We start from the raw sequence: 18,279 nt of genomic DNA, 5'->3' as shown, positions 1-18,279 counted from the left end.
AGACTGTCGGTACCACCTGCCACAATCTGCAGGGAGGTAACGAACACCATGGCTTTCGAGTCTTACCGGCGGCTGCTCAAAATCCCGGGCGTCCCCACCTTGCTCCTCGTGGGGCTGCTCGCGCGGGTGCCGACCACGGCCACCGGCATGGCGCTGACGCTGCACGTCGCCGTGGTGATGGGTCTCGACTTCATCCCGGCAGGTGCGATCACCGCCGCCAGCACCATCGGCAACGCGATCGGCTCCCCGCTGATGGGCCGGATGGTCGACAAATACGGCCTGCGTCCGGTGCTCATCATCACCACGATCGCCCAGGCGGTGTTCTGGTCGTGCGCGTGGTCGTTGCCGTACTGGGCGCTGGTCGTGACGGCGGTGCTGGCCGGGTTGCTGGCGCTGCCGGTCTTCAGCGTGACCCGCCAGTGCCTGGTCGCGCTGGTGCCCGTCGAGCAGCGGCGCACCGGTTTCGCGCTCGACTCGATGCTGGTCGAGGTGTCCTACATGGTGGGCCCCGCGCTGGCCAGCGTGGGCATCGTCACGCTGGGCAGCGGCGTGACCTTCCTCGGCATCGGGGTGGGCCTGACGGTGGCCGGCCTGGGCCTGATCCTGCTCAACCCGCCGACCCGCTCGGCCGAGGAGCTGGGCGAGCAGGGGCAGCGGGTGCCGAGGCGGCAGTGGCTCACGCCGTCGTTCGTGGCGTTGCTCGGCACGACCGCGGCGGCCACGTTCGTGCTCACCGCGAGCGAGCTGTCCCTGATCGCCACGATGGAGCACGCCGGGGAGACCGCGTGGGTCGGCCTCGCCGTGGCCGTCTGGTGCGTCTACTCGCTGGTCGGTGGCTTCGTGTACGGCGGCCTGTCGCGGGGCTTCTCGCCGCTGCTCCTGATCGGCGCCATGGGGTTGCTGACGATCCCCGTGGGGCTGGTCGACGGCGGCTGGCAGTGGGTGGTGCTGGCGCTGCTGCCGGCCGGGCTGGTGTGCGCGCCGTCGCTGTCGTCCACGGTCGACGTGCTCAGCCGGTGGGTGCCGAGCGCCGCCCGGGGTGAGGCGATGGGCCTGCACGGCACGGCCCTGCTGATCGGCGGCGCGATCTCGGCGCCCATCGCGGGGGCGGTGATCGACTCCATGGGGCCGTCGTGGGCGTTCGCCGTGGCGGGCCTGGTGGCGGTCCTGATGGTTCTCGCCGCCCTCCCGTTCTGGCGCTCCCGTCCCCGACCCGCCCCCTCACCGACCACCCCGTCGTCGCCTGGCCCCTCATCAGCCGTCCCCGGTGCGGCCGTTCCTGCGCCGATCGTTCCTGCCCCGCCGGTCGACACACCGGCCGCGCCTACGTCCGCCGTTCCGGCTCCCGCCGAACCGACGCCCGCCGTCCCGGTCGCGGCCGCACTTGCACCAAGGGGACCCGACCCGGCGGGGCCCGCGCCTGCCGCCCCGGCTCCGACCGCGGAGGCCGCCGAGTCGGCGGTCGCGGCGGGTGCACCCGGCGAGTGATCTGAGGGCACGTTCCGAGGAGGCCCGCCGTCGGTGACGGTGTACGGGGACGTCGGCCGCTGGTCTTCTCGGGCGTGGGTGGTGCGCTGGTTTCCTCGGCGTCGTGCGCGGTGTCGGGGGTAGGGGTGCGGGATGCCGTTCCCGGGCGGACTGGAGACGCCGTCCTGGGAGGCGTGGCGGGGGCCACGTGACGGTCTTGCAGGGTGCACGGGTGTTTGTGCGTACGGGTGCTGCCTGGTTCCGGTGACCGCGGCGCCGGTGGAGGGGCGTTCGTGGTGTGAGGGAGCTCTCGTTCGGGATTTCGGGGAATGTGGGGCCCAAGGGGGCTGTTGGGGACACGTGCTGCGGCTCACTCGCGAGTGCGGTTGAGCGTATGTGAGGGCTGAGGGCTCCGCGCCGCGGTGGTGGGCCGCACTTCGCCGGGGTGTCCATTCACGGAACGTCTGTTGTCGCGTCGCCACGTTCACCTGTGGTTTACGAAACGAGACCGTTGCGTATCGGAATGGATTGCGATACGGTGTCGTTGCGAAACTTGTACGTATCGAAATTAAGGACGTTTCCATGGACCCGAACTCGGGGCATCCACGCCGATGGGGGATCCTCGGCGTGTTGGTGTTCAGCCTGCTGGCGGTCGTGCTGGACAACACGATCCTCAACGTGGCGATGAAGACGATCGCCGACGAGACCGTCGGCCTGGGCGCCACGCAGAGCGAGCTGGAGTGGGCGATCAACTCCTACACGCTGGTGTTCGCCGGTCTGTTGTTCACCTTCGGCGTGATCGGTGACCGGACAGGGCGCAAGCGGATGTTGTTCATCGGCATGGCGCTGTTCGGCCTGGCCTCCCTCGCCAGCGCCTACGCCCAGGATCCGATGCAGCTGATCCTGGCCAGGGCGGCGATGGGCATCGGCGGCGCGGCGATCATGCCGGCCACGCTGGCCATCATCTCCAACGTTTTCCCGCCCGGCGAGCGCGGCAAGGCCATCGGCGTGTGGGCCGGCGGCGTCGGCCTGGCGGTGGCCATCGGCCCGATCACCGGCGGCCTGCTGATCGAGCACTTCTGGTGGGGCTCGGTCTTCCTGATCAACGTGCCGATCGTCGTGATCGCCATGATCCTCATCGCCGGCTTCGTACCGGAGTCGCGCGACCCGAAGCCGTCCAGGCTCGACCCGGTGGGCGTGCTGCTGTCGATCATCGGCCTGGTGGCCCTCGTGTACGGCATCATCCGCGGCGGCGAGCTGGCCACCGTGGCGAACGCCCAGGTGCTGGTGCCGACGCTGGTCGGCGTGGCCGTCCTCGGCGTGTTCGTGTGGTGGGAGCGGCGCATCGACCACCCGGTCTTCGACGTGCGCAACTTCACCAACGTCCGGTTCAGCTCGGCCATCGGCATGATGGGCATCGTCTTCTTCGCGATGATGGGCGGGATGTTCTTCCTGACGTTCTACCTGCAGCTGGTGCTGGGCTTCTCGCCGCTGCAGGCGGGCGCGCTGATGATCCCGTTCGCCGCCGCGCAGCTCATCTTCGCGCCGCTCAGCCAGCGGGTGAACGAACGGTTCGGCGCCAAGCTGTCGTCCACCGTGAGCCTCGTCGTGCTGACGCTGGTGCTGGCCAGCTACGCGGTCATGGACCAGAACACCCCGATCCTGATGATCGAGATCATCTTCTTCGTGCAGGGCACCGCGATGGCCATGATCATGCCGCCCGCGACCACCGCCATCATGGAGTCGCTGCCCCAGGAGAAGGCCGGGGTCGGCTCGGCGATGAGCAACACGGTCCGCCAGGTGTCCGGCGCGCTGGGCGTGGCCGTGCTCGGCTCGGTGCTGTCGTCCAGCTACCGGGGCGAGATCGCGCCCGCCCTGACCGCGCTGCCCGCCGACGCCCGGCACGCGGCCGGTGAGTCGATCATGGCGACCATGGGCGCCGCCCAGGCCATGGGTCAGGACGGCCAGGCGCTGGTCCAGCCGGCCTTCACCGCCTTCCTCAACGGCATGCACATCACCGCGCTGGTATCGGCGCTGATCGCACTGGTGGGCGTCGCGGTGGTGGCGAAGTGGATGCCCGGCAAGGTGCGTGTCGCCAAGCACGCGGCGAAGAAGGAACCAGCGGTAGTGTGAGGCCGCCATGTCGATCCAGGAATCAGGGGCCGCCCGCCCGGCGGGCCGTCCGCGCAGTGAGAAGGCCGAGAAGGCGATCATCGAGGCGACGCTCGACCTGATCGGTGAGGGCATGGGAGTGTCCGAGCTGTCCATCGAGGCGATCGCGTCGAGGGCCGGCGTCGGCAAGACGACGATCTACCGGCGCTGGTCCAACAAGGAAGACCTCGTCGTCGACGCCCTCTCCACGCTCAAGGCCCCGGTGCCGCCGCTCACCGGCACGTCCGTGCGTGACGACCTCATCAGTCTGCTCGACGCGATGCGGGAGGAGTCGGGCATGGCCCGCAGTCGCTGCGTGATGAATGTCGTGATGGGCGAGACCGACCGCCACCCCCGGCTGACCGAGCGCTTCATCAAGCGCGCGATCGAGCCCCGCAGGCAGGCGATGCGCGAGGTGATCGAACGCGGCATCGCCACCGGCGAGCTCCGGCCGGACCTGGACGTCGACATGGGCATGGCCCTCATCTCCGGCACCATGCTCTGGCACACCAAGTGGGGCCCCGCCGGAGACCTGCCGGCCGATCTGCCCGAGCGCATCGTGGACGCCGCCCTGGCCGGGATGGCCCCGTAACCGACGCCCGCCGCGGAGCGGAGGGCGACGGGGTCACGAGGCGGTTCTGCGGCGGAAGAGCAGCGCGGCGATCGGAAGGCTGAGCACGACGGCGCCGCCCATCCAGGCGGCCGCCACCGCTCCCGACGATCCGATCGGCAGGCCCAGCAGCAGCGCCCGCAGCGTCTCGGTGATCGGCGTGATCGGCTGGTTGGCGGCGAACCCCTGGAGCACCTCCGGCATCGTCTCTGCGGGAACGAACCCGTCCGACAGGTACGGCAGGAAGAGCACCACGAAACTGAACGCCCCCGCCGCCTGGGTCGACTTGACCAGCAGCCCCCACACCACGGAGAGCGACGCCACCGCCAGCACGTACCCCGTCACCACGGCCAGCGTCAGCGCCCACTCGGCCGGAGTGGCGGCGGGCCGGAACCCGAGCAGGAGCGCGGCGCCCAGCGCGATGGCCGCCGAGGCCACGTTGCGGATCACCGAGGCCACGATGTGCCCGGCGGGGACCACCCAGCCGCCGATCGGCAGGGTGCGGAAACGATCGATCATCCCGCCGTTCAGGTCGTCGGCGACGGTGGCGGCGGTCAGCGCGGCGCCGTACCCGCCGGACATGAGCAGCACGGACGGCACCACGAAGTCGATGTACGCCAGCCCGCTGGAGCCGGTCGAGATGGCGCCGCCGAACACGTACACGAAGACGACCATGATCATCACGGGCACGACCGTGCTGACGATCAGGCCGTCGAGCAGGCGCAGCTCCCGGCGCAGGTCACGGACGACGAGGCGGCGCAGGTCGCCGGCCGCGGTCAGGGCGCTCATGCCGCCACCGCCGTGAGCTCGAAGAAGACGTCGTCGAGGGTGGGGGTGCGCAGCTCGACGTGCTCGACGTCGATGCCCGCGTGGTGCAGCGCGTCGAGCGCCCGGCGCAGGTGGTCGGGGCTCTGCACGGGCAGGGTGACCTCCCGGGAGACGGGGTCGTGGCGGAGGCTCGGGTCGGCGGGAGGCAGCCCCCGGGCCCCGGCGGCGGCCAGGGCGGCGTGGTCGACGGTAGAGAGGGCGGCGGTCGCGTGGGCCAGGTCCTCGGCCCGGGACAGGCGCAGCACCAGGCGTTCGGCGCCGACCTGGCGCTTGAGCGCGGCAGGGGAGTCGTCGGCGGCGACGCGTCCGGCGTCGATCACCACGACGCGGTCGGCGAGCTGGTCGGCCTCCTCCAAATACTGCGTGGTGAGCAGGATCGTGGTGCCGGAGGCGAGCAGCTCGCGGATCACCGCCCACAGCTCGGCGCGGCTGCGCGGGTCGAGCCCGGTCGTGGGCTCGTCGAGGAACAGGATCGGCGGCGCCGCCACCATGCTGGCCGCCAGGTCGAGCCGGCGGCGCATCCCGCCGGAGTAGGTGCCCGCGCGGCGGCCGGCGGCGGTCGTGAGGTCGAAGCGTTCGAGCAGCTCGTCCGCCCGGCGCCGGGCCTGCCGCCGCCCCAGGTGGCACAGCCCGGCGAACAGCTCCAGGTTCTCCCGCCCGGTCAGCAGCTCGTCCACGGTGGCCTGCTGGGACGTCAGCCCGATGGCGGCCCGTACCGCGGAGCCCTCCCGCGTGACGTCGTGACCGGCCACGGTGGCGGTGCCGCCGTCCGGGGGGAGCAGCGTGGTGAGGATGCGTACGGTCGTGGTCTTGCCCGAGCCGTTCGGCCCGAGCAGGGCGACGAGGGAGCCGGTGGGCACGGTCAGGTCTATCCCGTTCAGCACCCGCGTGCCGCCGAACGACTTCGTCAGCCCCCGTGCCAGGATGGCATCTGTGAATGGCCTACTGTGTATGGCGTTCATAGTTTTCACAGTAATGCAGAATCCTAGGGAGCGGTCAAGGAGGATTTCGCATGGCGCAGGAACGGTCGCTGCCCCCGGTGGTCCAGCGGATGTGGGGGCGTGAGCCGATGCCGCGCAGAGGCCCGCGGCCCCGGCTCGACCTGGACACCATCACGGCCGCCGCCATCGAGATCGCCGACACGGAGGGTATGGCCGCCGTGTCGATGAGCGGCGTCGCCTCCCGGGTGGGGGTCGCGGCGACGGCGCTCTACCGGTACGTCGACAGCAAGGAAGACCTGCTCACGGCCATGGCCGACGCCGTGGCCCCCGAGCCGCCCGACCCTGCGGGCATGCACTGGCGCGACTATCTCGCCCTGTGGACGCGCGCCCACCGCGACCTCATCCTCCAGCACGCCTGGGTGCTCTCGATCACCGTGTACGCCCCTCCCATGGGCCCGCGGCGGCTGCTCTGGCTCGACCGGGCGATCGCCACGCTGGCCGGCACGGGCCTGGACGACGGGGAGAAGATCAATGTGGCGAGCACCCTGACCGGCTACGCGCTCACCGACGCGGCGCTGGAGCACACCGCCAAGTCGGGCTTTCCCGAGCTCGAAGGGTCCGGGATCGAAGGCGCCTCCGACTACGGCGAGGTGCTGGCCGAGGTGCTCGACCCCGAGGCGTACCCGGCGTTGTCGGCGGCCGTGCGGTCGGGCGCGTTCAGCGGGGCTGAGGGCTGGGTGGAGGACGCCGATTTCCGCTTCGGTCTCGACCTGCTGCTCGACGGTGTCGAACGACTGATCGCCCGCCGGCAGCCTCGTTAGTACGATTTTCCGTACGGCGCACGGAAAGGCGTGGCATGGCGGAGACGATCTGGTTTCGCGACGACAGCCGCCCGCGCAAACCGCGGCTGTCGCGCGAACGCATCGTCGAGGGCGCCGTCGCCCTGCTCGACGCCGAGGGCGTGGCCGGCTTCTCCATGCGGGCGCTGGCCGCACGGCTCGGCGCGGGCACGATGTCGCTCTACGAGTACGTCCGGAGCAAGGAGGACGTCCTCGACCTCGCCCTCGACGAGGTGATCGGCGAGATCGCGCCGGAGCCGGCGGGATCGTGGCGCGAGACCCTCCTCCGTCAGCTCACCCAGAGCAGGCAGGTCATGCGCCGCCATCCCTGGGTGCCCGCCCTCACCGCCACCCGCCCCCTGATCGGGCCGAACGCGCTGGCCCGCTCGCGCCTCGTCTACACCGCCCTGGCCGACGCGGGGCTGAGCGGTCCTGTCCTGCTCGCCGCCGTGGGGGCGTTGAGCTCGTACGTCAACGGTTTCGTGGCGAGCGAGAACATCTGGTGGGCGAAGGTCCGCACGCCCGCGGCCGATGCGGAGATCCGCGAGCGGGTCGTTGCCCACCTCGGCGAACACGTCTCCGACCTGGGCCGGATCGCCCAGGTGGACAACGCCGACTTCGACGGCCAGTTCCTCCTCGGGCTCGACCTCGTCCTCGACGGCATCACCACCCGTCTTCCGCCGGGTTCTCAGAAGTCACGGGGATGAGCAGCACGGTCACGTTGTCCGTCGCACCCGCATCGACGGCATGGGCATGCTTGACAAAAAAGGTCTTGACCACCTCTGTGGTCGATCACGGCGCGAGGAAGGCTCGACAACATGCGCAACCCCGGCGACGTGCCGACACGATCGACGCCGACCGCGACTACGACCGCGGAAAGTACCGCAAGCAGGTGAATCCGCGACGACGTCCACGAAGCATTCCTCGGCCTCGCCTGCGGAATCATCTGCCGGCGCCGACTGGCCGAGCTCCACCATGGTCGAAGGATCTCAGCGGTTCGCGGGCATTCTGAGTACGAGCGCGAGCCCCACAGCGGCGACGGAGAGGACCGCAGCGAGGGCGAAGGCATGCTGATAGTTGGCAAGGGGGATGGTCGAGGTGGTGCCGCCGACTCCAGAGATCAGGATGGCGGCAGCCACCGGGGAACCCGAGGCAGAGCCCACCGACCGGAGCACCGTGTTCAATCCGCTGGCTGCGGCGACTTCGTCGACGGGCACGACTCGGGCGATGATCTGGGAGATCACCGAGATGCCCACGCCGATACCCAAGCTCAGCACGCAGAACGACGCCAGTATCGACCACATCGCAGCCGGCCAGAACGTGAGACCGAGTGCGCCGAGACCCATGCTCGCCATGGCGACGACCATGCTCGGACGATGACCTGTACGTCCGAGCAGAGCGGGAGCCGCGCGGCCGCCGACGAACACACAGATCGCGGACGGGAGAAGAACGAGACCGGTGCGGAGGACGTCGTAGCCGTACCCGTAACCGGTGCCGGGATCGGCTGCAAGGATGCTCGGCAGGCAAACGTAAATGATGTAGGAGACAAAGCCGTTCACCAGAACGAGAGCGTTGGCGATGGCCAGCGAGGGCCTCATCAGTGATCTCACGTCGACCAGCGGTGTCGTCACACGGCGTTCGACGATGACGAGAAGGACGAAGGTCACGATCGCTCCACCGAACAGGAGCAGGGTGGGCGCGGCGGTCCAGCCCCAGGACGGGCCCTGGGTGATACCCAGCAACAGGCTGACGAGCGCCGCGGTCAGCAGCGCGGCGCCCGCGTAGTCGGTCTTGCTCGCCTGCTCGGCTCGGGGAGCGTGCGGCACCCAGATGGCCACGAGGGCGAGACTGGCGACGATCAGTACTCCGGCGAAGACGAATATGCCCTGCCAGCTGGAGATCTTCAGGATGGCACCGCCGATGACGAGAGCGGCGCCCGCACCAAGCCCGAGCACGCCGGAGATCCACCCGATCCCCGTACTCATCGCCTTGCCGGTCAAACGGCGACGGACGATCGCCAGCGCGAGCGGGAAGACCGCGGTACTGATCCCCTGCGCGGCGCGACATGCGATCAGAAAACCGATGGTGGAGGAGAACGCCGCCGCGAACGTGGCGATCGCGAAGACGATGAGAACCACCATGAGCACTCGTCTATGGCCGAACCGGCCTCCGAATGATCCTGCTATCGGGGCGAGAACCGAGCCCGTGAGCAGATATGACGTGAGTACCCACCCGCTTGTGCTGAGTCCCGCGTGGAGGTCCGAGCCAAGGATCGGCAGAGCCGGCACGAGCATCGTCTGCATCAGCGCGTACACGAGCACGACGAGGACGAGGGCCACCACCATGCGGCCGTGCTTCTCGGCGACGGAAGCATCGCCGGCGGGCGTGAGGACGGCCGCCTCTGGCACCCCCGCGGTCGGGCTGGACATGCATTCCCCTTTCGATCGGAACGGAGATTCCGTTCCGAAACATCCTGATACTGTCGCCGTATGGATGTCAATTCGCCTCCCGCCGCACGTCAGACCCAACCTGGCCGCCCGACATCCGGCCGCGTCCGCGAAGCCCGATCCAATGACCTCGCCGTCCTCGTCGCCGCGAAAGAGATCTTCACCGAGCGCGGCTGGTCGGCCCCGATGTCGGCCATCGCCGAACGCGCGGGAGTGGGTATCGGCAGTCTCTACCGGCGATATCCGAGCAAAGAGGCGCTAGCGCAGGCGCTGCAGATCGCGGCGATGGACCAGATCCGCGAGATCGCGGAGGACTGCATCGAGCAGGTCCCGGCGGAGCTCGTGTTCGCCACGTTTCTCAACCGCTACCAGGTCGACTCCTTCGGGCCGCTCGTCTCCATCCTCGGCGGCCACGTACCCGACCCGCCGGAAGTCCACGCTGCCGCGGACCGCATGCGCGACTCGCTGCAGCGAGTGGTCGACGTGGCCCGAAGCTGCAAGCAGATCCCGGAGGACTACGGAACCACCGACATTCTGCTGATCATCATTCATCTTCGGGGGGCGCTTCCCGGTGATCCTGCCACGGTGGTCAGGTATACCCAGAGGCTGCTGGAGCCGCTGCTGGCAGGTCTTCGCGAGATGGCATCGGCCGGACCGAGACGCGGGGAGAACGCCGCACCCACCCCTCAATGGGACGAATGGGTCGATTTCTGGGTTGGAAGACGCAGATAAGTCACATGCCTGCCGGCGGCGTACGGCGAGGACGACAACCCACTCGTGGCCGCCGGTGTCGTCCTCGGTCAGCGGCATGGCGACCCCGTCGTCCGGCAGCCGCTACGCGCGGCCGTCACCCGCCCAGCAGACCCGGGACGCCGTCCGGTCCCGCGACGACCGCCACGTAGGTGCAGGCTGGAGCCGCGTGCGGCGACGCGGCCAGGGCGGTGACGGCCGCGGCCGGCCCGGATCGCACCTTCCGTGAGACGACCTCGTGGTCGCGTGGGGGCTCAACCGGGTCCGCGCCGGCGAGTCGGAAGAGAGCTGGATGCGCGGAACCCGGGTCTTCCAGCGGCGGGGCGGAACGTGGGTGATGGTGCACCAGCGCCTTTCCGTGCCGTACGACCCCGCCACCGGACAGGCGCGGACCGGCCTGCGGCCCTGACCGTCAGCGGTGCTCCGCGGCGGCGAGCATGCCGTCGAGCGCCCGCTGCGAGGCCTGGAGCCGTTCGATCGTCGCGGCGATGCGGCGGCGCTCCCGCCGCAGGCCGGCGATCATGCCGGGGCAGGCCTCCGGCACCAGGCGGTCGCCGTCGTCGTGGACGCAGTCGAGCAGCCGCGCGATGACCGCGGTGGGCAGGCCGGCGGCGAGCATCGCGCGGATGCGGCGCACGGCGGCCACGTCGGCCTCGCCGTACTCGCGGTAGCCGTTGGCCAGCCGCAGCGGGCGCAGCAGCCCCTGCTCCTCGTAGTAGCGCAGCAGCCGCCGGCTCACGCCGGTCTCGCGGGCCAGGTCACCGATCCTCATGCGCTCCCTTGACCTTCACATCGATGTGACGCCTTACGGTCACGGCACAACGAGGAAGGAGCCGATGATGCCGGGAGCGGTGATCGTGGGGGCGGGGCCGGGGATCGGGCGGTCGGTCGCCCGGCGGTTCGCGAAGGAGGGCCTGCCGGTGGTGCTGATCTCGCGCGGCGGCGGGACGCTCGGCGTGGAGGGGGCGCTCGCGTACCGGGCCGACTGCGCCGACGAGGACGGGCTGCGCGCCACGCTGGACGCGGCGGCCGGCGAGCTGGGCACACCCGACGTCGTGGTCTACAACGCCGCGGTCGTCCGCCCGGACTCGCCCGGCGAGGCGACCGCGCGGGCGCAGCTCGACGCCTGGGCGGTCAACGTGGTGGGGGCGCTGATCACCGCCGCGCACGTCGGCCCCGCCATGGCCCGCAGGGGTGGCGGCACGTTCCTCGTCACCGGCGGCATGCCGCGGCCCAAGGCCGCGTACGTCAGCCTCTCCCTCGGCAAGGCCGGCGTCCGGACGCTGGTGACGATGCTGGACGAGGAGTACGGCCCGGCGGGGGTGCACGTGGCCTCCGTCACGGTCGACGGCCCGGTCGCGCCCGGCACGCCGTTCGACCCGGACGACATCGCCGAGCACTACTGGCGCCTGCACGCCCAGCCCCGTGACCGCTGGGACCACGAGATCCAGATCACCGGGCCGGGAGGAGGGTGAACGCGGTCGTGGCCGCCACCCGGCCGTTGACGATCACCTCCAGCTCGCGCGGCCCGGGCGGCTCGTCCCGCGTCGTCACCGGGCGGAACGAATGGGTCTTGCGGACGGTGAACGTCGTCCCGGCCCCGCCGGCCTCGCGTTGCCCGAGGTGGAACACGCGCCGCGACCCCGGCCGCCGGATGGCGTATTTCAGCAGCACCGGGCCGGGCGCCCCCGCGGTCACCGTGACCGTGAACCCCAGGCGGTCGCCGACGGCCACGGCGTCGGACTCCAGCGCGAGCACGTCGACCGCGCCGCTCCCCGGCGTGGCGCCCACCAGCGCCAGCGCCTCAGGATGGCCGGCGCGCAGCAGCCCCCGCACCGCGTGCCGCAGCACCGCCTCCACGTGGGAGCCGCCCTCGGCCCGCCACCGGGACAGCAGCGCCAGGGCCACCTCGGGATGGTCTTTCGCCAGGTCGTTGACATGGTTGGCGACCGAGCGGCGGACGTAGGGGCTCGGGTCGTCGCGCAGGCGGTCGAGCAGGGGCAGCGTCGGCCCCGGCGCCATCAGCCAGCCGACGCGCCCCGCCCACGGCAGCCGCGGACGCGACCCCTCGGAGGCCAGCCGGCGCAGGTGCTCGTCGGGGGAGGCGGCCCAGTCGCGCATGATCGCCAGGGCGTCGTCGCGGTAGCGCTCCAGAAAGGGCCGCACGGCGAACTCGCCCGTCGCGTACGGGGTCAGCGCGGCCAGCGTGGCCATCCCCGCCTCCAGGTGATCGAGCCCGCGGGCGGCGGTGTGGTCGGTGGCCGGCCAGCCGCTCCACATGTCGAGCGTCACCCGCGCCGCGCACGCGCGCACGATCTCGGCGGCCTGCGGATAGGGGAGGGGCAGCGCGTCGTGCAGAACCCCGGCGACGTGGGTGACCCGCGCCTTGAGCTCCAGCCCGTCGAGCCCGTCGAGGGCGCGCGCGGTGAACCGGGCCTTCGGGAACGCCGCCCAGGCCGCCGTCAGCCCGTCGGCCAGCACCGACACGGAACCGGCATTGATCATTTCTTTCAGCGGTTGAGCCACGCGCCGACTGTGCCAGGTGCCACCGACAATCTCAGCCGGTCAGCGTCTCGTAGTACGCCTTCATCGCCGGGTGGTAGTCGCCGAAGCCGGGCGCGGGGGAGCCGTCGCGGGAGGCGGCGAGCAGGTCGAGGTAGTACTCCCAGCCGGGGCCGATGTCGCCGATCCCGTCGGCCGTCTCCAGGTGGTGGACGAACCGCAGCTCCGTCGTGCCGCCGGCCTCGCTCAGCAGCAGCTCGACGTGCCAGGCCCCGAACTCGTCCAGCGACGAGACGGCCAGCCGCCGGGGCGGTTCGCAGGCGTCGATCCGCAGGTCGTACCAGGGCTGCGTCTCCTCGTAGCGCATCTGGACCCGGACGGTGCGGCCGGGGGCGGCCTCGCCCTCCCACGGCCCGAACCAGCGGGCCGTGCGCTCCGGCTCGGTGATGCTCGCCCACACGTCTTCGGCGGGCGCGCGGAACGTGCGCGTCAGGACGAGGTCGCACCCGTCGTCCGTGCGGAACAACCGGCCTGTGGGGATGGGGCTCATGCCGTGCTCTCCTGTCTGCCGTCGGCGGCGCTGCCGGTACGGCGGCGCTCACGGCGCGTTCGGTGTACTTCGGTCTCCAGCGCGTCGAGGCGGTGCTCCCAGCCGGAGGGCCGCGCGAACTGCGCGAGCCAGCCCGCGAGCTCAGCGAACGGCCCCGGGTCGAGCGTGTAGAGGCGCGTGCGCCCGGCGAGCTCCGCGCGCACCAGGCCGCTCTCCCTGAGTACCCGCAGGTGGCGGCTCACGGCCGGCCTGCTGATCGCGAAACGCCCGGCGATCTCGCCGGCGGACATCGGCCCGCCCCTGAGCATCACGAGGATCTCCCGCCGCACCGGATCGGCGATCGCCCCAGCCGTCTCGTCCACCCGGAAAGCGTAACGCACTGGTTACGCATCACGCCAGAGCTGCCGGAATTCCTGGAGCCCCTGCTTGCGTGGCGCCCCCGGGGGCCGACGAATTGCGGCACTGTTGCGAGCCGTGTGGAGAAAACCCGAGAACCCGGCAGGCCCGCAGGCCGACGAACAACCGCCGTTCCAGTACCTGCCGTTCACGACCGAGGAACGCCGCCCCATGCTGGCGGCGTCCCTGCTCCTGCTCCTTCTGGGCGGCCTGGTCACGACCGCCGTGGTGAAGATGCAGGCGGACTCCGGCGGGACGACCGCGCAGCGCGCCGAGGCGAGCCCGCCGGCGAGCGGCAGCGCCCGCGTCGGCCTGGACCTCGAACCGGGCCGCTTCCCCTACGGGCTCCAGTCCGGAGCGAGGGTGCGCATCGTGCACACCCCGGCCTCCAGCCCTCGCTCCGGTCCGGGTGACGCCGCCGTCCGCCGCGGCCGGGTGCTCGCGGACAACGCCAGGGTGGACAGCGTGGACCCGCCGCGGCACACCGGCCACGCGCGGATGACCGTGATCGTGGACAGCGCGCTGTCGCCGGACCTCGCCGTGTACGCGTCGAAGGGCGAGATCGCCGTCATCGACCTGCCCGTCCGGAAGGCCCGCACCAGCGGGTGACTACGCGGTGGTCTCGCGCCAGCGGTTGGTGATGGGCAGGCGGCGGTCGCGGCCGAAGTTCTTCGGCGTGATCTTCGGCCCCGGCGGATACTGCCGCCGCTTGTACTCGGCCAGGTCCACCAGCCTGATCACCCGCGTCACCAGCGCGGGGTCGTGCCCGGCCGCGATGAGCTCCTGCGAGCCCATGTCCTTCTCCACGTAGTCGTCGAGCAGCCGGTCGAGCACCTCGTACGGCGGCAGCGAGTCGGTGTCGCGCTGGTCGGGCCGCAGCTCGGCGCTCGGTTCCTTGGTGATCGAGTTCTCCGGGATCGGCCGCTCGGCCTGCAGCAGGAAGCCGGGCCGGGTGTGGGCGTTGCGCCAGCGCGCCAGCTCCCACACCATCGTCTTCGGCACGTCCTTGATCGGCGCGAAACCGCCGGCCGAGTCGCCGTAGAGGGTGGAGTAGCCGGTGGCCAGCTCGCTCTTGTTGCCCGTGGTCAGCACCAGGTGGCCGTGCTGGTTCGACAGGCCCATGAGGATCATGCCGCGCACCCGCGCCTGGAGGTTCTCGGCCGCCAGGCCCGACAGCTCGATCTCCTTCTCGTACGCGTTGACGATGTCGGCGATCGGCACGATCTGCGACGTGATGCCCTGCCGGCGCACCAGCTCCTCGGCGTCGGCCAGCGAGTGGTCGGAGGAGTAGCGGGAGGGCATGAGCGCGACGTTGACGCGCGAGGGGCCGATGGCGTCGGAGGCGATCGTGGCGGTCAGCGCCGAGTCGATGCCGCCCGACAGGCCCAGGATGACCGACTGGAAGCCGTTCTTGGCGACGTAGTCGCGCACCGCGAGCACCAGTGCGGAGTAGACCTCGCCGTGCGGGTCGAGCTGCTCGGCGACGGGGGCCGGCACGGGCTCGTACGGCGCCACGGGCTCGGACGACAGCACCAGGCGCTCGACCGTGATGGTGGTGCCGTCGCCCGCGTCGTGCGGGAACATGCCGGGCTCCGCGTCCGACACCGGCAGGCCGTCGAGGTCGACGACCAGCAGCTCCTCCTCGAACTGCGCGGCCCGCGCCACCAGCTCGCCCGAGCCGTCGACCACGATCGAGTCGCCGTCGAAGACCAGCTCGTCCTGCCCGCCGACCTGGTTGACGTAGACGAGCGCGCACCCGGCCTCGCGGGCCCTGCGCCCGCACAGCTCCAGCCGTACGTCGTCCTTCTCCTTCTCGTACGGCGAGGCGTTCGGCGACACCAGCAGCCCGGCGCCGGCGCGGCCCACGACGGACACGGGCCCGCCCTCCTGCCAGAGGTCCTCGCACACCGCGATGGCGACGTCCACGCCGTGCAGCCGGAAGATCGGCAGCCGGTCGCCGCGTACGAAATAGCGGTACTCGTCGAACACGCCGTAGTTCGGCAGGTGGTGCTTGGCCGTCCGGGTGACCACCTCGCCGCGGTGCAGCAGCGCGGCGGCATCGAGCGGGGCGCCCTTGGGCTGGCCCACGCGGGGCGCGAGACCGGCGCGGTCGACGTAGCCGACCACCACCGGCAGGTCGCCGAGCCCCTCGCGGTGCAGCCTGCGCGCCACCTCCTCCAGCATGCGGATGCTGGCGTCCACGAAGGACGTGCGCAGCACGAGGTCCTCCACCGGATAGCCGGTGAGGAACATCTCCGTGAAGACGGCGAGGTGGGCCCCGCGTTCGGCGGCGTCGCGGGTCCACGCGACGAGCTTGTCCGCGTTGGAGCTCAGGTCGCCGACGGTCGGGTTGGTCTGTGCCAGGGCGATGCGCAGTTGTGCCACGCGACAAGCCTAGTATGTCCCAATTTTTATCGTCAAAGCGACGAAAAGTCGACTATTTCGCACTTGGTGTCCAAGAGGTGACAAATCCGGACTCGTGCGCGGCACGAACCGGCTCGCCCCGCCCCAGCGGCTGACGTGCGATCCACATCATCGCCACGCGCGTCGGCGGGTGGGCCGATCCGGGTGGGCCGGTCAGCGGCGTCTTATGGCGGGGCCGAGCAGGAGCATGCCGATCGCCGAGAGGGCGCCGATGCCGCCGATCGTGAACCACAGCGTGCGCGGGCCGATCTCCAGCAGCGCGCCGCCCATCAGCGGCGCCAGCACCGCCGACAGCGACCAGGCGAACCCGAACAGCCCCGCGTACCTGCCCCGCAGCTCGGCGGGCGCCAGCGCGGCCACGATGGCCCCCGCGATGCCCGCCGTGACGATCTCCCCGGCCGTCCACACCGCGACCGTCGCCGCTAGCCCGAGCACGTCGGTGACGAACGCGGTCATGGCGAACCCGGCTCCCATGACCGCCATCCCCAGGGCGAGCGTCCGCGCGGGGTCCCTGCGGCCCAGCCACGCCGACACCAGCGGCTGGGCGACCACGATGAGCACGCCGTTCAGCGCCATGGCCAGGCCGTACTCGCCGGGCGACAGCTTCACGACCTTGGTCATCGCCACCGGCAGCGTGGTCATCGTCTGCGAGTAGACCAGCGCGTTCCCCAGCACGACCAGGGTGAAGCCGAGCATCACCCGGTCGCGCAGCACCGCCCCGAACCCGCCCGCCGACCGCTCCGCCCGCGGCCGGGTCTCCGGCACCGCCCGCCACACGAGCACGGCGAACGCCACGCACGACACCGCGTCGATCCAGAACAACCAGACGAACCCGACTCCGGCCAGCCAGCCGCCGGCCGTCATGCCGACCGCGTACCCGAGGTTGACCGCCCAGAACAGCAGCCCGTACGCCCGCGGCCGCTCCGCGGGGGAGACCAGGTCGGCGACCAGGGCGTTGGAGGCGGGCCGGTAGACGTCGATCACCAGGCCCAGCACGAACATCGAGGCCAGGATCGCCGGCAGCGAGGCGCTGTATCCGAGCGCCAGCATCGCGGCGCCGGTGGCCAGCATGCCGCCGGACAGCGTGGCCCGCCGGCCGATCCGGTCGGCGAGCACGCCGGCGAGCAGCTGCGACAGCAGCGAGCCGGCCCCGTACACGGCCATGACCAGGCCCGCCGCGGCCACCGACAGGCCGCGGCCCTGGGTCAGGTAGACGCCGGTGAAGGGGACGACCATGGTCCCCAGGCGGTTCACCAGCGTGCCGCTCCACAGCGCCCAGAACGGGCGGGGCAGCCCGCCGATCTGGGCCCGCAGGAACGACGGCTTCTCCACAGATACGCTCGACACGCACCAAACCCTGATATGTCGGGTTTTGTGGGGCGAACGATTTAGCGCACACTAAAACGATGTCCATCACGTGGGTGCTGAAGCCGGAGGACGTCGCCCGCATCCGGTTCGCGTTCTCCCCGATGTGGGAGCTCGTCGCCAGCCTGCGCACCCTGCAGCAGCCCGCCCGGCAGTCGATGCACCTGCCCTGGCTCAAGGCCGTCCGGCCCCGGCTGGCCGGGCTCGACCTGTCGGAGCTGTTCGGCCTCGTCCCGCCGTCCGGCTACCTGGCCGACTTCCTCACCCCGCCGCCGGACACGCCGATCCCCGACTTCGCCACCGAGCTCGACCGGGTCAGGAGCACCGACCCGGAGCTGGCCCGCGTGGAGGCCGCCATCGTGCGCGGCACCGACCGGGCCGTGATCGCACGCTTCCTCGCCGACCCGGCGGCGGGCGTGGCCAGGGCCGCCGACGCGCTGGAGGAGTACTGGGAGACGTGCTTCGCGGAGTTCTGGCCCCGCGTGTACGCGCTGCTGGAACGCGACGTGCTGCGCCGCTCGCGGGAGCTGGCCCAGGGCGGGGCGCGGCAGTTGTTCGCCGGGCTCGACCCCGCAGTGACGTGGACGGGGGAGCGGCTGCTGGTCGACCGGCCCTGGTGCCTCATGGGCGGCCTGCACGGCGACGGGCTCGTGCTCGTGCCGAGCGCGTTCTACTGGCCGTCGGTGGCCGTGATGTCGGCGCCGTACCAGTCGATGCTCGTCTATCCCGTGCAGGGGGTCGGGACGTTGTGGGAGCAGGGGCCACCGCCGGCGCCCGGCGCGCTCGCCGCGCTCATCGGCAGGAGCCGGGCGCAGATCCTGCTCGCCCTCGGCGAGCCCGCCACCACCTCCGCGCTCGCCGCCCGCATGGCGCTCACCCCGGGCGCCGTCAGCCAGCACCTCGGCGTGCTGCGGGCCGGCGGGCTCGCGGTCGGGATGCGGGTCGGGAAGCAGGTTCTCTACCGCCGCACCCTCGCCGGCGACATGCTCACCGCCGGCTCGTCCTGAGC

Annotated in this window: 20 protein-coding genes; 10 read left to right on the top strand and 10 right to left on the bottom strand. The window is 71.3% G+C overall.

Translation table 11 applies throughout. From position 1 onward, the window contains the following. Positions 1–48 precede the first annotated feature (48 nt). The 3 genes from ACIBP6_RS19065 (at position 49) to ACIBP6_RS19055 (ending at position 4,210) form a co-directional block, all read left to right on the top strand. Complete coding sequence (locus tag ACIBP6_RS19065; RefSeq protein ID WP_397053765.1) at positions 49–1,488, top strand: MFS transporter; 1,440 nt, start codon at positions 49–51, stop codon at positions 1,486–1,488. Positions 1,489–2,049: 561 nt separating this feature from the next. After that, positions 2,050–3,600 (top strand): MFS transporter, encoded by a 1,551-nt coding sequence (locus ACIBP6_RS19060; RefSeq protein WP_397053763.1) that lies wholly within the window; start codon positions 2,050–2,052, stop codon positions 3,598–3,600. A gap of 7 nt (positions 3,601–3,607) precedes the next feature. Then, complete coding sequence (locus tag ACIBP6_RS19055) at positions 3,608–4,210, top strand: TetR/AcrR family transcriptional regulator (RefSeq protein ID WP_397053761.1); 603 nt, start codon at positions 3,608–3,610, stop codon at positions 4,208–4,210. A gap of 33 nt (positions 4,211–4,243) precedes the next feature. On the opposite strand, the gene ACIBP6_RS19050 is transcribed toward ACIBP6_RS19055, so the two are convergent. Continuing rightward, entirely contained in the window at positions 4,244–5,017 is a 774-nt protein-coding gene (locus ACIBP6_RS19050; protein WP_397053759.1) for an ABC transporter permease, read from the bottom strand. Then, positions 5,014–6,018 carry an ATP-binding cassette domain-containing protein gene (locus tag ACIBP6_RS19045; RefSeq protein ID WP_397053757.1) on the bottom strand — a complete coding sequence of 335 codons (1,005 nt, stop codon included), beginning with the start codon at positions 6,016–6,018 and terminating at the stop codon, positions 5,014–5,016. The genes ACIBP6_RS19050 and ACIBP6_RS19045 overlap by 4 nt, the downstream gene beginning before the upstream one ends. Positions 6,019–6,068: 50 nt before the next feature. On the opposite strand from ACIBP6_RS19045, the gene ACIBP6_RS19040 reads away from it, so the two are divergent. Next, entirely contained in the window at positions 6,069–6,818 is a 750-nt protein-coding gene (locus ACIBP6_RS19040; protein ID WP_397053755.1) for a TetR/AcrR family transcriptional regulator, read from the top strand. Between the two features lie 35 nt (positions 6,819–6,853). Further along, positions 6,854–7,543, top strand: coding sequence for a TetR/AcrR family transcriptional regulator (locus tag ACIBP6_RS19035; RefSeq protein ID WP_397053753.1), 690 nt, complete (start codon positions 6,854–6,856; stop codon positions 7,541–7,543). A 282-nt stretch (positions 7,544–7,825) separates the two neighbouring features. On the opposite strand, the gene ACIBP6_RS19030 is transcribed toward ACIBP6_RS19035, so the two are convergent. Continuing rightward, on the bottom strand, positions 7,826–9,265 hold the full coding sequence (locus tag ACIBP6_RS19030; RefSeq protein WP_397053751.1) for an MFS transporter: 1,440 nt from the start codon (positions 9,263–9,265) through the stop codon (positions 7,826–7,828). Between the two features lie 60 nt (positions 9,266–9,325). Between ACIBP6_RS19030 and ACIBP6_RS19025 the strand changes: the two genes are divergently transcribed. After that, positions 9,326–10,015, top strand: a complete 690-nt coding sequence (locus ACIBP6_RS19025) for a TetR/AcrR family transcriptional regulator (RefSeq protein ID WP_397053749.1) — start codon at positions 9,326–9,328, stop codon at positions 10,013–10,015. Between the two features lie 115 nt (positions 10,016–10,130). On the opposite strand, the gene ACIBP6_RS19020 is transcribed toward ACIBP6_RS19025, so the two are convergent. Beyond that, positions 10,131–10,253, bottom strand: a complete 123-nt coding sequence (locus tag ACIBP6_RS19020; RefSeq protein WP_397053747.1) for a hypothetical protein — start codon at positions 10,251–10,253, stop codon at positions 10,131–10,133. A gap of 18 nt (positions 10,254–10,271) precedes the next feature. Between ACIBP6_RS19020 and ACIBP6_RS19015 the strand changes: the two genes are divergently transcribed. Next, a complete protein-coding gene (locus ACIBP6_RS19015; RefSeq protein ID WP_397053745.1) occupies positions 10,272–10,442 on the top strand; it encodes a nuclear transport factor 2 family protein in 171 nt (56 codons plus the stop codon). Positions 10,443–10,445: 3 nt separating this feature from the next. On the opposite strand, the gene ACIBP6_RS19010 is transcribed toward ACIBP6_RS19015, so the two are convergent. Then, entirely contained in the window at positions 10,446–10,805 is a 360-nt protein-coding gene (locus ACIBP6_RS19010) for a MerR family transcriptional regulator (RefSeq protein ID WP_397053743.1), read from the bottom strand. Positions 10,806–10,872: 67 nt separating this feature from the next. Between ACIBP6_RS19010 and ACIBP6_RS19005 the strand changes: the two genes are divergently transcribed. Further along, positions 10,873–11,508 (top strand): SDR family NAD(P)-dependent oxidoreductase, encoded by a 636-nt coding sequence (locus ACIBP6_RS19005; RefSeq protein ID WP_397053741.1) that lies wholly within the window; start codon positions 10,873–10,875, stop codon positions 11,506–11,508. Here the strand turns inward: ACIBP6_RS19005 and ACIBP6_RS19000 are convergent. From ACIBP6_RS19000 to ACIBP6_RS18990, 3 genes are read right to left on the bottom strand one after another with little or no spacing between them, the layout of a single operon-like run. After that, positions 11,486–12,559 (bottom strand): hypothetical protein, encoded by a 1,074-nt coding sequence (locus ACIBP6_RS19000; RefSeq protein WP_397053739.1) that lies wholly within the window; start codon positions 12,557–12,559, stop codon positions 11,486–11,488. The two genes, ACIBP6_RS19005 and ACIBP6_RS19000, sit on opposite strands and share 23 nt — an antisense overlap. A 31-nt stretch (positions 12,560–12,590) precedes the next feature. Further along, positions 12,591–13,085, bottom strand: a complete 495-nt coding sequence (locus ACIBP6_RS18995; protein WP_397053737.1) for an SRPBCC family protein — start codon at positions 13,083–13,085, stop codon at positions 12,591–12,593. Further along, positions 13,082–13,447 (bottom strand): metalloregulator ArsR/SmtB family transcription factor, encoded by a 366-nt coding sequence (locus ACIBP6_RS18990; RefSeq protein WP_397053735.1) that lies wholly within the window; start codon positions 13,445–13,447, stop codon positions 13,082–13,084. Before ACIBP6_RS18990 ends, ACIBP6_RS18995 begins: the two co-directional genes overlap by 4 nt. Before the next feature lie 112 nt (positions 13,448–13,559). On the opposite strand from ACIBP6_RS18990, the gene ACIBP6_RS18985 reads away from it, so the two are divergent. After that, a complete protein-coding gene (locus ACIBP6_RS18985; protein WP_397053733.1) occupies positions 13,560–14,090 on the top strand; it encodes a hypothetical protein in 531 nt (176 codons plus the stop codon). Here ACIBP6_RS18985 and ACIBP6_RS18980 read toward each other — a convergent pair whose 3' ends face one another. Together ACIBP6_RS18980 and ACIBP6_RS18975 are read right to left on the bottom strand one after the other, a co-directional pair. After that, positions 14,091–15,866, bottom strand: coding sequence for an NAD+ synthase (locus ACIBP6_RS18980; RefSeq protein ID WP_397053731.1), 1,776 nt, complete (start codon positions 15,864–15,866; stop codon positions 14,091–14,093). 192 nt (positions 15,867–16,058) lie between these two features. Then, entirely contained in the window at positions 16,059–17,252 is a 1,194-nt protein-coding gene (locus ACIBP6_RS18975) for an MDR family MFS transporter (RefSeq protein WP_397053729.1), read from the bottom strand. A 59-nt stretch (positions 17,253–17,311) separates the two neighbouring features. On the opposite strand from ACIBP6_RS18975, the gene ACIBP6_RS18970 reads away from it, so the two are divergent. After that, the gene (locus tag ACIBP6_RS18970) at positions 17,312–18,277 is read left to right on the top strand and encodes a DUF5937 family protein (RefSeq protein ID WP_397053727.1); all 966 of its coding nucleotides are present in this window, start codon (positions 17,312–17,314) and stop codon (positions 18,275–18,277) included. Positions 18,278–18,279 lie beyond the last annotated feature (2 nt).

The sequence above is a fragment of the Nonomuraea terrae genome (genome assembly GCF_044465245.1).
GTDB classification, from domain to species: Bacteria; Actinomycetota; Actinomycetes; order Streptosporangiales; family Streptosporangiaceae; genus Nonomuraea; species Nonomuraea terrae.
Note: the sequence above shows the minus strand (reverse complement) of the source record. Positions and strands in the feature narration are given on the sequence as shown.